We start from the raw sequence: 13,127 nt of genomic DNA, 5'->3' as shown, positions 1-13,127 counted from the left end.
GTGAACATCGTGCTCGCCGCCGCATCGATCGCCGCGATCACGGTGGGGAACCGGTGGCTCCTCCACCGCGAGAGCGCCGGAGTCGGACTCATCGCCGCCGCGACCGCAGTGGCGGCCCTGCAGGCCATGACGATCCCGCTGCAGGTGGTACTGACCGGCGGCGACCTCTCGTTCGGCGGCAACGACCCGTTCGAGACGCTGCTCTCCGTCTTCGTGTACCTCGTCGCGTCGGCGGCCGCCGTCACCGCGATCGCCGCTCTCACCTTCGTGCTGCTCCCCGCCACCCGCGCCTGGTGCCGCACCTGACCGTCGGGCTTCCGCCGCCTCCGATCCCAGATGTCCTGCGGCCCAGTGCAGCAGCGCCCGTGACCGCGCGGGACGTGGAGCGGGCGGGGAATCGGTATCGTCGATCCATGTCGACGAGCCTCCCCCTCAGCGAAGCACTCGCCCACCTGCGCGACGAACTCAGGGACGCCCGGCTCCGGGCCGACCCCGAGCTCAGACTGAACATCTCCTCCATCGAGCTCGAGCTGGCGCTCGAGGTGCACGCGTCGGCGGGCGCGGAAGCCGGTGCGAGCGTGTGGAAGGTGATCACCGCCAAGGCGGCGGCCGACCGGTCGTCCGACCGCGTCCACCGGCTGCACCTGACGATCGAACCCGCGTATGTGGACGACGCGGGGAACGAGCGCGAGTTCGCGGTCTCCCCGCGCGCGCCGATCCAGGACCGCGACTAGGAGCGCCGATGGCAGGTCGGATCAACCGGCGCGCCGCCGCGGCGGTCAAGATCCGCATCACGGCCGAGGACGGGAGCGAGGCGCTGATCGGCAGCGGCCACCTCGTCGACTCGGGCCTCGTGCTCACCGCGGGCCATGTGCTCGACCACCTCGAGTCCCAGTCGGACGCGACCCGGCTTCGGGTGCGGGGCCGCGACAAGTCCTTCAAGGTCACCGGCGTGATCCGCTTCGAGGGCCTGGACGCGGCCGCCCTCCTCGTGCCGCGCCTGGGCCGGCCTTCCGGCCGCCACCCCGCCGGCTCCTACACCGGCGACCGGCCCCTGGGCGGCTGCTCGGTCGTCGGCTTCCCGGAGGCCGGCGCCGGCAAGGACCAGATGCACCCCGAGTACCTCGAGGTCAGCGTGCTCCCCGTCGTCGACGACCGCAGTCCGCGGCTCGCGCTCGCCGTGCACTCGCCGCTGCCGGTGGACGCCCGGACCTGGGCGGGCATCTCCGGCGCGGGGATCCTGGACCCCGACGGGCACCTGCTCGGCATCGTCACCCACGTTCCGCTGCAATGGAACGGACGGCTGCACGGCGTGCCGATCGAGTCGATCATGCGGGGCGCGGCGACCCTCGCGACCAGGCTCCCGGCCGCGGGCATGCTGGCGGACCTGCCACTGGTCGTCAACACCGGCGAAGACCCGCTCATCAAGCCCGTCGAGCAGCTGCCCGCCGTCTCCGGCGCCGACGAGTCCCTGTTCGAGCTGCTCCACTACCGGAACCACGTGGTGCCGTTCGTCGCCGAAGGGGAGGCGAACCGGATCATCGCCGACGCCCTCCGGTGGGCCCGCTCGGGCGCGGAGGAACCGGATCTCAGCGTCATGGTGCTCACCGGGCCCGCCGGTACCGGGAAGTCGCGGCTCGCCGCCGAGGTGTGCGACCGGCTCGCACGGGCGGACCGGTGGTGGCGCACCGGGTTCGTCGACTACGCCGAACTCGCCACCGTCCGTCCGCCGACCACGCCGCTGCTCGCGGTGTGCGACTACCCCGAACGGCAGGCGGAGACCGTCGGCGCCTTCCTCTCCCGCGTCACCAGGCTCCGGCGCGACGGCGTCCTCCAAGCCCCGGTGCGGGTCATGCTCGTCGCCCGGTCGCAGGGCGAATGGTTCGAGCGCATCCGCGACCACGCCCCGAACATCGACCGCCTCGTCCGCCTCCAGGAGGCGCTGCCGCTGGGCGGCTTCGGAAGCGACGTCCGGCATGCGCACGCGCAGCAGGCGTTCGGGGCGTTCGCCCTCCGCTTCGGCACGGAGGCCGAGCTCCCGCCCGGCCTCGAACGCTACGACCGCCCGCTCACCATCCACGCCGCGGCGCTCATGGCGGCCGCGGGGGAGACGCTCCCCGACCCGTCGGCGGGGGACGCGCGAGACGCGCTCCTGCGGCAGCTCATCCGGCGCGAGGGGAGCCGATGGGCCTCCCTGACCGACAGCGGCGGCCACGCGGTCCTCACCGATCACGAGCGCGGCATGGAGGCCCTGTGCGTAGCGACCCTGACCGCGCCGTACAAGGCCCACCTGGTCGAGCTGCTCCGCGCCGTCCCCTCCCTCGCGGACGCGAGCGCCGAGCGCCGCACCGGCATATCCGACGCGCTCCACGAGCTCTATCCCGGCTCCAGCCGCGACGAGGCCCGGGTCGCCCCGGTCGAACCTGACCTCATCGCCGCGCATCTGCTGGCCCACACCGGGACCCGCTCCGAGATCGTGCGGAACCTGGTCGACTCGACCGTGCTCCACCGGCATCCCGCCTACCACGCCCGGCTCGTCCACGCCCTGCTCCTCGCGGCCGACGAGTACCCGGTGGTCGCAGTGGACCTCAGCGACCACCTCGCGACCTCGCTGTCGGCGCTCACCGGCGCGGAGGAGCACGTCGCCCTCGCCGAGCTGCTCGAGAGCAGCCTGCCGCAGCTGGTCGCCGCCGCCGTCCGCGACGTGCTCGAACGCCGCGACCTGACCGCGGCCCGGCACCTCGTGATGGCGCTGGACCTGCCGCACGAGCTCATCGACTCGGCGGTGGCCGAGCACGCCGACGACATCCTGCTCGCCGGCGTCATACCCTCCACCAACCCGGCGCTCGCCGGCCTCGGATCGGCCCTCGCGAACATGGCCGTGCACTACTGGCGCCAGCGGTACGCCGCGTCGCCGGAGTCGGAGGCCAAGGCCAGGCTCGCCGACTCCATGGCCGAACTCGGCGTCTGGCAGGAGCTCGACGATCGCCACACCGCCGCCCACGTCGCGAAGCAGCGCGCGATGGACCTGTACGAGCAGCTCGCCGGCGACGACGAGCAGTTCATCCCCGATCTCGCACGCGCGGTCAACAACTTCTCGATCGCCACCTCGATCGCCGGGGAGACCGACGCCTCGATCCACCTGACGCAGCGGGCCATCGAGCTGTGGCAGTACTCCGACGAGGCCCTCGACGGGGACTTCCGCGACCGGCTCGCCCTGGCGCGCGCGAATCTGAGCTTCTCGCTGCTCGAGGCGTACCGGCCGCAGGAGGCCCTCGTGTCCGCCCGCCGCGCGGAACGCTCGCTCGAGGAGCTGTGCGGCGACGACCCCGACGAGTACCTGCCGGAGCTGCAGCGGGCGCGGTTCGCCCATGCGGCCAGCCTGGCGGGGGTCGGACGCGCCGGTGAGGCGGTCGTGCTCGGCGAGCGCGCGGTCGCACTGGGAGACGACCTGGTCCGCATCGACCGGACCGTCCATCTGCCGCGGCTGGCGCGCGCGGTCGAGGCGCTCGGGCGGTACCTCGAGAGCGCCGGCAGGCCCCGCGAGGCGCTCGCTCCGAAGCGCCGGGCGGTGCGGCTCTGGCTGGAGGCCACGGAGCGGATGCCCGGCGCCTACATGCTCGAGCACGTCGAAGCCCTCGGGGAGATCGCCTCGTACTTCGCGCGCGCGGGCCGGCGCACGGAGGCGCTGGAGGCTTCCGACCAGGCGGTCGACGTCGCCGAGCGGCGATTCCGGCTGGGCGGAGGGCGGTGCCTGCCGGTGGTCGCCGTGGCGCTGGAGACCGCGACGGCCGTCAGACTCGACCTGAACGCCGACCTGACGAACGCCCTCTACTTCGCCGGCCGGGTCGAATCCGTTCTCGCCGAACTGGACGCGCGGACCCCCGGGAGGTACGCCGAACGGCTGGCGCTCGTCCGGGACGCGCAGCGCCAGATCCACCGGCGACTCGCCCGAACGGGTGACCAGCACCGCAAGTGGGGCCAACCCTGAAGCCGCGCAACGGATAGACTGCCACTCCGAGGCCAAGCCGAACCGAACCCCCGAATCGGCCTCGAACATCCCTGTGCTCACCGACCCCCCGGAGGCGCCAGTGGACGATCTGTACGCGGTCGTCGGAATCGACCCGACAGCAGACGTAGGCGACATCGAAACCAAGATCAAAGAGCAGGCCCGCCTGTGGAACAAGCGGATCAACTCACCTGACATCAACAAGCGCCACGAGGCGGAGAACATGATCCGCCTCCTCGACCAGGCGCGGACCACCCTGCTCGACCCCCGCAAACGCGCCGAGTACGACCGCGACCTCGCGGCGCACCGGGCGAGCGGGCAGGCGGCCCAGGCCTCGCCCGGGGCCGGCATCGACTGGCTGGACCGGGCGGAGGCCGCGCTCGCCGCGAACGACTACCTCGCCGCGGCGTACGCCGCGAAGCAGGCCCGTGAGCACCAAGGCGAGTCGGCCGGCGTGTGGGCCGCCCTCTACCGCTCCAATGTGGGCCTCGGGAACTTCCAGGACGCGCTGTACGAAGCCCGCCAGACCCTCGACTACACCCCTGACGACGCCGGCCTCTACATGGACCTCGGATTCATCCACGAGAACCTGGGCGATCAGGCGGGCGCGCTGTCCGCGTACGGGAAGGTCGCCCAGTCTCCCGGCCACCACGCGCAGGGGCAGATGGCGTCCGCGATCGTGCTCGCGAAGATGTCCAGGTACAACGAGGCCGTCCCGATCCTGGAGCAGCTGTACACCTCGGCCCCGAGGGAGCTGGACCGGGCCCTCACCGGCGACTACCTCGCCGAGGTGCTCATCGAGTCGGCGGAGAAGGTCCCGGCCCACCGCAGCGGCGACCAGTACATGGTGACCACGCCGTACGAGCTGTCGGTGATGCAGCGGGCGTCCGCCCGCGCCCTCCAGGTGGCCTCCAACCCGCAGGTCGTCCATGCGGCGCACCGCCTCGACGGGTATCTCCGATCGATGCACACGAGGCGGTTCTGGCCGGGCTTCCCCGTCCGGGGCGTCGTCATCCCCGCGGTCGCCTTCATTGCGATCGCCATGTGCGCTTCGGCCACCGAGAGCGGCGCCGTCCTCGTGCCGATCACCGCCGTCGTCTGCGGTCTCATCACCTGGTACCAGATCGCGAGCGCCCAGAAGCCCCAGTGGGAGATCAACGCCATCGTGACCCGGATGAACCGCAACGGCAACTGAGGAGCACCAGTGACCATCGGAATCGACCTCGGCACCACCTATTCGGCCGTCGCCGTCGTCCACGAGGACGGCGCGCCCGAGATCCTCGAAGGCGAGTCGGGGCGCCTCACCCCGTCCGTGGTGTTCTTCGACGGCATACAGCCCCTGGTGGGCCTCGCCGCGAAGAACATGGCGGCGGTCGCACCCGACTCCTACGTCGAACTCGTCAAGCGGCGCATGGGCACCCGCTACGTGGCGCACTCCGACGAGAACGGCAAGGAGTACGTTCCCGAGGAGATCTCGGCGATCATCCTGCGCCACCTCGCCGACAACGCGCGACGCCATCTCGGCACCGACGAGAAGGACGTGGTCGTCACCGTCCCGGCCTACTTCGACGACGCCGCCCGCACCGCGACCAAGGACGCGGCGAAGATCGCCGGGCTGCACGTGCGGCGGCTCATCAACGAACCGACCGCCGCCGGGATCGCCTACGGCATCACCAAGAACACCAAAGGGACCTACCTGGTCTTCGACCTCGGCGGGGGCACGTTCGACGTCACCATCATGAAGGTGGGCGACGAGGGCTTCGAGGTCGTCGCGACCGGCGGCAACCGCGCCCTCGGTGGCTTCGACTTCGACAACCTCCTGATGTCGCACGTCAACGCCGACGTCGGCGCCCAGGGCGGACCCGACCTGTTCGACGACGGCGCGCTCCAGGCGGCGCTGCGCCGGGACTGCGAGGAGGCGAAGCGCCGCCTCACCCAGTTGACCAGGACGTCGATCAACACCGCCGCGGACAACCGTCTGTTCAGGACTTCCGTCACGCGGGACGAGTTCGAGGCGATGTCCGCTCCGCTGCTGCGCCGGACCGAGGACATCGCCGAAGAGGTCCTCGACGAGGCCGGCATCGCCTGGTCGGCCGTCGACGGCACCCTGCTGGTCGGCGGCTCCACCCGGATGCCGATGGTGGCGGCGATGGTCGAGCGGCTCTCGGGCTCCAAGCCCAGGTCCGACGCCAACCCCGACGAGGTCGTCGCGATCGGGGCGGCCTTGATCGCGGCCAGCCTCGACGCCGAGCAGGAGGGCACCCGGCCGCAGCGGACGATCCGCGACGTCACCTCGCACGGCATGGGCACGATCGTGCAGGACGCGGCGACGCAGCAGCCGTACAACGCGGTGATCATCCCCAAGAACTCCACGATCCCCTGCGAGTTCCAGGACACCTTCTACACCCTGATCGCCAGGCAGGAGCATCTCGACTTCGAGATCACCGAGGGGGACTCCGCGGTCGTGGCCGACGTCGAGGTGCACCACGTCGACACGCTCCGGCTGCCTCCCGGGCTGCCGGAGGGCGCGCCCATCCACATCACGATGGCGTACGACGTCGACGGCACGATCCACGCGGACATCCTCGACGTCACCAACAACCGGCCGCTGGGGGACTTCCATCTGCCGCGGCCGAACAACATGAGCAGCGAGGAAGTGGCGGCGGCGACCGTCCGGCTGCGGTCGATGCCGGAGGAGGAGTGACGACCGGCGGGGAGCGGGCGACCGCGGCGGAGGCGGTGCTCGCCCGGCTCGAGGCCATCGAGTCGCTGCTGGTCGAGCAGGCGGAGCATCTCCGGATCGAGTCGCACCGCAAGCAGGCGATCATCTCCGAGCAGTCGCAGCGGCTCAGGGAGGCCGAGGGCGGCCTGTTCCGCGAGCTCCAGCTGCCGCTGGTGAGCGCCATGGGAGGGCTGGTCGACCGGCTCACCGGCTATTCGGGCTCCGATGCGGTGCTGGCGGAGTCCGTCCGCGAGGAGCTGCTCGAAGCGCTGGCGATGGTCGACATCCATCCGGTGCCCACCGGCGGCGGGTTCGACCCGGCGCTCCACCGGGCGGCGGGGACCGCCGCCGAGCCGTCGCTTCCGGACGGCGCCATCGTCGAGGTCTGGAGCAGCGGCTGGGCGCGTGGCCGGACGGTGATCCGGCACGCCTCGGTGGTGGTCAACAAGACCGCGAACAGCGGTCCGCCCCCGGGCCGCGGCCGGCCCGCACCGTGACGGACCGGGATCCCGGGGGACGCCGCCGTCGGCGTCCCCCGGACCCGCCTCGGGAGGAGGACCCGACGAGGACACGGGGAAGCCCGTGCCGCGGGACGGGCCTTGACGCGGCGGCAAAGCATTGGCAAACTTCGATGTGTCGATTGGGAGCGCTTCCGCTCTCGTCGGGACCCATTGGAGGGCACGTCATGCAGGTACGAAGACGAAGGAGCACGGCCGTCGTCGGGGTGGTCGTCGCCGCGCTCGGGGCGAGTGCCGTCACGATCGCGGGCGCGCAGCACGCGAGCGCGGCCGAGGGCTGCGAGGTCGAGTACACCGTGGTGAGCGACTGGGGCTCCGGCTTCCAGGCGAACATCAGCATCACCGCGGACGAGCCGATCGACGGCTGGACCGTGGAATGGGACTTCACCGGCGCTGTCTCCGGCATCAGCGCCTGGAACGTCACCGGGCAGTCCCTCAGCGGCAGGCACTTCGAGGCCTCCGACGCGGGCTGGAACGGCGCCATCGCCTCCGGCCAGACGAGGGAGGTCTTCGGGTTCACCGCGAGCGGCAGTGCGGGGGACATCGAGAACGCCGCCGTCAACGGCGTCGAGTGCGGCGGGGACGGCAGCGGGGAGCCGACCGAGCCCGAGCCCACCGACCCCGACCCGACCGACCCGCCGCCCGCCGGGACCCCGGTCGAGCGGCACGGGCAGCTGAGCGTGTGCGGCAACAACATGTGCAACGAGGACGGCCAGGAGATCCAGCTCCGCGGCGTCTCCAGCATGTGGCTGCACTGGCAGACCCAGCCGTACGCGCAGAACCTCGACGCGCTCGAGTGGATGCGGGACGAGTGGAACATCGAGGTGTTCCGCGTCGCCATGGGCGTCGAGCCCGAGGGCGCGTACCTCGACGACCCGAACGGCTGGAAGTCCCAGGTGGAGACCGTCATCCAGAACGCCGCCGAGGCGGGCGTGTACGTGATCGTCGACTTCCACGCGCACCAGGCGCACCAGCACCAGGCCGCGGCGGTCGCGTTCTTCACCGACCTCGCCGACCGCTACGGGCACCTCCCGAACGTCATCTGGGAGCCGTACAACGAGCCCGAGCAGGTCTCCTGGGCCGGCGCCGTCAAGCCGTACCACGAGGCCGTCGTGGCCGCGATCCGCGCGCAGGACCCGGACAACATCGTGGTGCTCGGCACCCCGACCTGGTCGCAGGACGTCGACGTGGCCGCCGCGAACCCCGTGGCCGGCACCAACCTGATGTACACGCTGCACTTCTACTCGTGCACGCACGCGCAGTGGAACCGGGACAAGGCCAACACCGCGATCAACGCGGGCCTCGCCCTGTTCGTCACCGAGTGGGGCGCCAGCGCCGCCGACGGCGGCCTCGACGGGCGCGTCTGCCTCGACGAGGCCCAGCGGTGGATCGACTGGATGGGCGGGAACAAGATCTCCTGGACCGCATGGAAACTGGACGTCGGCAACGACTCCACGAACCTGCTGTCCGCCGGGGCGCCGCTGACCGGGGGGTGGAGCAACCACCTCCACGGCCACGCGCCGTTCGTGATCGCCAACCTGCCGCAGTAGCCGACCCGCGCCGCCCGCCGGGGCCATCCCGGCGGGCGGCCCGCGTCAGGGTCGTGTCAGCGACGTGTCAGGGCCCGACCGCATCGTGGGGGCATGAACCACCACCCACCCGCGCCGGTCGAGCTCGCCGGCGTCACCCGCGTGTACGGCTCCCGGGGCACCGCCGTGCGCGCCCTCGACGACGTGCACATCGCGTTCCCTTCCGGGTCCTGGACCGCCGTCATGGGCCCCTCCGGGTCCGGCAAGTCCACGCTCCTCCACTGCGCCGCGGGCCTCGAGCGGGTCACCTCCGGCACGGTCCGCATCGGCGGGAACGACATCACCGACGCCTCCGACGCCGAACTCACCCGCCTGCGCCGCACCGAGATCGGGTTCGCCTTCCAGACGTTCAACCTCATCGGGTCCCTCACCGCCGAGCAGAACGTCGCCATGCCCCTGCGCCTCGCCGGGCAGCGCCCGAAGCGCCGCGACGTGCACGAGGTCCTCGACGCGGTCGGCCTCGCCGACCGCCGCCGGCACCGCCCCCGCGAGCTCTCCGGCGGCCAGCAGCAGCGCGTCGCCATCGCCCGCGCCATGGTCACCCGCCCCGCGGTGCTCTTCGCCGACGAGCCCACCGGCGCCCTCGACACCAAGGCCGCCCGCGACGTCCTGCACCTCATGCGCCGCATGGTGGACGAGCGCGGCCAGACCACGATCATGGTCACCCACGACCCCGCCGCGGCCGCGAGCGCCGACCGGGTCGTGCTCCTGCGCGACGGCCGGATCGTCGACCGCGTCGACCGCCCCTCGACCCGCGAGGTCGCCGAGCGCCTCGCCGCCCTGGAGGACTGATGCTCCTCCTCGCCTGGCACACGTTCCGCGACCGCTGGCAGGTCTTCGCGGGCGCGATCCTCACCGTCTGCATCGGCACCGCGCTTGTCCAGTCCTCGCTCCTCGCGCTGGTCGCCGCCGCGGGCGCGGCGGTGCCGTCCGGGCTCGACCCCGAAGCGGCCCTGGCCCTCCAGGGGGCGTACGACGGGGCCGCGACGCTCCTGTCGATGGTGCTCGCCCTGTCCGCGTTCGTCGCCGTCTTCATCGTCGCCTCGACGTTCGGGTTCACCGTGGCCCAGCGCCGACGCGAGCTCGCGCTCCTGCGGCTCACCGGCGCGAGCCGGGGCCAGATCCGGGCGCTGCTCACCGGGGAGGCGGTGCTGCTCGGCCTCGTCGGCTCCGCGCTCGGCGTCGTCGCCGGGCTGCCGGTCGCGCGGGTCCAGACACGGCTCCTCGAACGGCTCGACTTCGCCCCGCCCGGGTTCGAAGTCCCTTGGCGCCCTTGGGTGGTCGCGGTGTCGCTGGGCACCGGGGTGCTCATCGCCGTCCTCGGCGTGCTGGCGTCCTCGCGCCGGGCCGCGGGCGTCCGCCCCCAGGAGGCGCTCCGCGAGGGCGCGGCGGCCGCGCAGGTCATGACGGTCTCGCGCTGGATCGTCGGCGTCCTGTTCATCGCGGGCGCGGCGGTCCTGTTCGCGCTCTTCCCCGGCGGCGACGCGGCGATGCCGGTGTGGTTCGTCCAGCTCACGCCGTTCCTGGTGACGGTGCCGCTGGTGATCGGCCTCAGCGCGCTGGCCCCGCTGGTCGTCCCGCTGGCCGCGGCGCTGCTCGGCACGGTGTGCCGCGGCGTGCTGGGCGAGCTGGCGCTGTCGAACCTGCGCTCGGACGCGCGGCGCAGCGCGTCCACGGCCGCGCCCGTGATGGTGCTGTTCGCGCTCACCGCGGGCATCGGCGGGACGCTGGCGACCGTGGGGGAGGCGGGCCGCCAGGAGGTGCTGAGCACTGTGGACGGCGACCTGCTGGTCGCCGCCGACCGGGACGCCTCGGCCGAACTGGCCGGAATGGACGGTGTCGCGGCCGTGTCCGCGGAGGCCGAGGTCATGTTCGAGCTCGCGTTCGCCGAGGCCGGGACCAGCTGGTACGTGCCGGGTCTCGGGACCGCGGTCGATCCCGCGGCCTACACCGCGACCCATGACGTCGCGCCCGTCGCCGGGGACCTCGCCGACCTGACCGGCGCTGCGATCGCCGTGAGCCCCAGCGAGGGCTACGAGCGCGACTGGCGCGTGGGCGACGTCCTCCCAATGCGGTTGGGCGGCGAGGACGTCGAGGTGCGGATCGCCGCGCTGCTGCCGCCCACCGTGGCCGGACCGCACTACCTCCTCTCGCCCGACCTGCTGCCCGCCGACGCCGGCGAGTGGCGGCACGTGGTGCGGCTCGACGACGGCGCGGACCGCGACGACGCGGCCGCCCGGCTCGCGGCGTTCGGCGAGGTGACCACCGTGGGGGCGTGGGTCGACGCCGCGGCCGCGGAGGACGAGCGCCTCACGCGGAACATCATGATCGTGCTGCTGGGGATGACCATGCTGTACACGGCGATCGCGATCGTCAACGCCGTCGTGATCGCCGCGTCGAACCGCCGCCGCGAGTTCGCCGCCGCGCGCGTCACCGGCCTCGGCCGCGCCCAGGTGGTCGCGCTGGCGCTCCTGGAGTCGCAGGCGGTCGCCGCGATCGGCCTGCTCCTCGGCGCCCTCGCCGCGGCGGGCTCGGTCCTCGGCACCGCGGTCGCGGTGCGGCGCCTGATCGGGATCACGGTGGTCGACGTCCAGTGGCCGCTGCTCGCGGGCCTCGCTCTCGGCGCCGCCGCGGTCGTGGGGGTGACGAGCCTGGTCACGGCCCTGTCGGCGACGCGCACGCCGCCGATCCGCCTGGTCGCGTCCCGCGAGTGACGGGCCCCGCTCGACATATTCCGTTATGGGTATATGATTGGTGCATGGCACGAGCCGCGACCACCTCCGACGCGTTCAACGCGATCGCCGAGCCCCAGCGCCGGCGCATCCTCGACCTGCTGCGGGGGCGGGAGATGGCCGTGTCCGAGCTCGCGAGCGAGCTCGACCTCCCGCAACCCGGGGTGTCCAAGCACCTGCGGGTCCTGCGGGAGGTCGAGCTGGTGCGCGTGCGCGGCGACGGTAAGCAGCGCCTCTACCGCGTGAACGCCCGCGCCCTGCGACCGGTCCAGGAGTGGATCGGCGGGTTCGCGGCGTTCTGGGAGGCCAGCTTCGACCGCCTCGACGACTACGTGCAGGAACTCAAGGAGGAACACGATGGGGAATGAGCAGGAGACGGCGGACCGGGAGATCGTGCTCTCGCGGGTCGTCAACGGCCCGAGGGACCTGGTGTTCCAGGCGTTCACCGAGGTCCGGCACCTCTCCCGCTGGTGGGGCCCCGCCGGGTTCACCACCACCACGAGCGCCTTCGCGTTCCGCGAGGGCGGCGAGTGGGAGTTCACCATGCACGGCCCCGACGGCACCGACTACCCGGAGTGGATCCAGTGGCGCGTGATCGCGCCGCCGGAGCGGATCGAGCTGGTGCACGGGGCGTTCCGGGACGATCCGGAATCGTTCGAGCAGGTCCTCACCTTCACCGCGAACGGCGACACCACCGAGCTCGAGATGCGGACCCTGTTCCCCACCAAGGCGCTCCGCGACCGCGCCGTCCAGCGCTTCGGCGCGATCGAGGGCGGCAGGCAGACACTGGGCCGGCTGGCGGAGTACGTCACCGGCATGACCGAGAAGGAAGGCGAGAACTGATGGCCGGCAAGGTGTTCTTCAGTGTGACGATGAGCCTCGACGGCTTCATGGCGCCGCTGGACGACGGCGCCCTGGAGGCGATGAACCAGGGCCGGAACGACGACCCGTCGCTGCGGCGGTGGATGTCGCAGTGGGGCGAGCTCCAGGGCTGGGCCCTCAAGCAGCGCTTCATGCGCGAGAACCTGCAGTTCGGCGAGGGCGGGGAGACCGGCCCGAACGACGACTTCCTGCGCGGCGTCTTCGACCGCACCGGTTCCACCGTCCTCGGCAAGCGCATGTTCGACGGCGGCGAGGGCGGCTGGCCCGAGGACGCGCCCTTCCACACCCCGGTCTTCGTGGTCACCCACGAGGTCCGCGAGCCGTGGAAGCGCCTGGGCGGCACCACCTTCCACTTCGTCAACGACGGCATCGAGAGCGCGCTGGCGCAGGCCCGCGAGGCCGCGGGCGACCGCGACGTGCGCATCGGCGGCGGCGCCGAGACGATCCTCCAGTTCCTGAACGCCGGGCTCGTGGACGAGTTCACGGTCTCCCTGCGCCCGGTGTTCTTCGGCACCGGCGTGCCGCTCTTCAAGGGCGTCGACCAGACCGCCGTCGCACTCGACCTGGCGCGCACCGAGGCCACGCCGGAGGTCACGCACCTGACGTACACGGTGCGTCGCCGCTGACGCCCGGATCGTCCGGCCCCGCAACGGGACTCGCGAGGTCCCGCCGCGG

12 protein-coding genes are annotated in these 13,127 nt (G+C 72.4%); all 12 read left to right on the top strand.

Annotation, left to right across the window (positions count from 1 at the left end):
* The 12 genes from ABD419_RS00895 (at position 1) to ABD419_RS00840 (ending at position 13,078) form a co-directional block, all read left to right on the top strand.
* Positions 1 to 306 carry a hypothetical protein gene (locus ABD419_RS00895; protein WP_344480607.1) on the top strand — a complete coding sequence of 102 codons (306 nt, stop codon included), beginning with the start codon at positions 1 to 3 and terminating at the stop codon, positions 304 to 306.
* A 107-nt stretch (positions 307 to 413) separates the two neighbouring features.
* Complete coding sequence (locus ABD419_RS00890; protein ID WP_344480604.1) at positions 414 to 734, top strand: trypco2 family protein; 321 nt, start codon at positions 414 to 416, stop codon at positions 732 to 734.
* An 8-nt stretch (positions 735 to 742) separates the two neighbouring features.
* Positions 743 to 3,991 (top strand): trypsin-like peptidase domain-containing protein, encoded by a 3,249-nt coding sequence (locus tag ABD419_RS00885; protein WP_344480601.1) that lies wholly within the window; start codon positions 743 to 745, stop codon positions 3,989 to 3,991.
* 100 nt (positions 3,992 to 4,091) lie between these two features.
* Positions 4,092 to 5,204: a J domain-containing protein gene (locus ABD419_RS00880; RefSeq protein WP_344480598.1), complete on the top strand. Its 1,113-nt coding sequence runs from the start codon at positions 4,092 to 4,094 to the stop codon at positions 5,202 to 5,204.
* Positions 5,205 to 5,213: 9 nt separating this feature from the next.
* A complete protein-coding gene (locus tag ABD419_RS00875) occupies positions 5,214 to 6,713 on the top strand; it encodes an Hsp70 family protein (RefSeq protein WP_344480595.1) in 1,500 nt (499 codons plus the stop codon).
* Entirely contained in the window at positions 6,710 to 7,228 is a 519-nt protein-coding gene (gene grpE / locus ABD419_RS00870; protein WP_344480592.1) for a nucleotide exchange factor GrpE, read from the top strand. Before ABD419_RS00875 ends, grpE begins: the two co-directional genes overlap by 4 nt.
* Before the next feature lie 188 nt (positions 7,229 to 7,416).
* The gene (locus tag ABD419_RS00865; RefSeq protein ID WP_344480589.1) at positions 7,417 to 8,799 is read left to right on the top strand and encodes a cellulase family glycosylhydrolase; all 1,383 of its coding nucleotides are present in this window, start codon (positions 7,417 to 7,419) and stop codon (positions 8,797 to 8,799) included.
* Positions 8,800 to 8,892: 93 nt separating this feature from the next.
* On the top strand, positions 8,893 to 9,630 hold the full coding sequence (locus ABD419_RS00860) for an ABC transporter ATP-binding protein (protein WP_344480586.1): 738 nt from the start codon (positions 8,893 to 8,895) through the stop codon (positions 9,628 to 9,630).
* Entirely contained in the window at positions 9,630 to 11,552 is a 1,923-nt protein-coding gene (locus ABD419_RS00855) for an FtsX-like permease family protein (RefSeq protein ID WP_344480584.1), read from the top strand. Before ABD419_RS00860 ends, ABD419_RS00855 begins: the two co-directional genes overlap by 1 nt.
* A gap of 44 nt (positions 11,553 to 11,596) precedes the next feature.
* Entirely contained in the window at positions 11,597 to 11,938 is a 342-nt protein-coding gene (locus tag ABD419_RS00850; RefSeq protein WP_344480581.1) for an ArsR/SmtB family transcription factor, read from the top strand.
* On the top strand, positions 11,928 to 12,413 hold the full coding sequence (locus tag ABD419_RS00845; protein WP_344480578.1) for an SRPBCC family protein: 486 nt from the start codon (positions 11,928 to 11,930) through the stop codon (positions 12,411 to 12,413). Before ABD419_RS00850 ends, ABD419_RS00845 begins: the two co-directional genes overlap by 11 nt.
* Positions 12,413 to 13,078: a dihydrofolate reductase family protein gene (locus tag ABD419_RS00840; RefSeq protein ID WP_344480575.1), complete on the top strand. Its 666-nt coding sequence runs from the start codon at positions 12,413 to 12,415 to the stop codon at positions 13,076 to 13,078. The genes ABD419_RS00845 and ABD419_RS00840 overlap by 1 nt, the downstream gene beginning before the upstream one ends.
* Positions 13,079 to 13,127 lie beyond the last annotated feature (49 nt).

Source organism: Glycomyces endophyticus (assembly GCF_039531525.1).
GTDB lineage: Bacteria > Actinomycetota > Actinomycetes > Mycobacteriales > Micromonosporaceae > Glycomyces > Glycomyces endophyticus.
This window is presented reverse-complemented; position numbering and strand designations above follow the sequence as displayed.

What these genes read in the sequence shown, in the direction of transcription:
- ABD419_RS00890 (WP_344480604.1), top strand. Translation starts at nt 414, where the DNA reads ATGTCGACGAGCCTCCCCCTCAGCGAAGCACTCGCCCACCTGCGCGAC.
- ABD419_RS00885 (WP_344480601.1), top strand. Translation starts at nt 743, where the DNA reads ATGGCAGGTCGGATCAACCGGCGCGCCGCCGCGGCGGTCAAGATCCGC.
- ABD419_RS00865 (WP_344480589.1), top strand. Translation starts at nt 7,417, where the DNA reads ATGCAGGTACGAAGACGAAGGAGCACGGCCGTCGTCGGGGTGGTCGTC.
- ABD419_RS00860 (WP_344480586.1), top strand. Translation starts at nt 8,893, where the DNA reads ATGAACCACCACCCACCCGCGCCGGTCGAGCTCGCCGGCGTCACCCGC.
- ABD419_RS00855 (WP_344480584.1), top strand. Translation starts at nt 9,630, where the DNA reads ATGCTCCTCCTCGCCTGGCACACGTTCCGCGACCGCTGGCAGGTCTTC.
- ABD419_RS00850 (WP_344480581.1), top strand. Translation starts at nt 11,597, where the DNA reads ATGGCACGAGCCGCGACCACCTCCGACGCGTTCAACGCGATCGCCGAG.
- ABD419_RS00845 (WP_344480578.1), top strand. Translation starts at nt 11,928, where the DNA reads ATGGGGAATGAGCAGGAGACGGCGGACCGGGAGATCGTGCTCTCGCGG.
- ABD419_RS00840 (WP_344480575.1), top strand. Translation starts at nt 12,413, where the DNA reads ATGGCCGGCAAGGTGTTCTTCAGTGTGACGATGAGCCTCGACGGCTTC.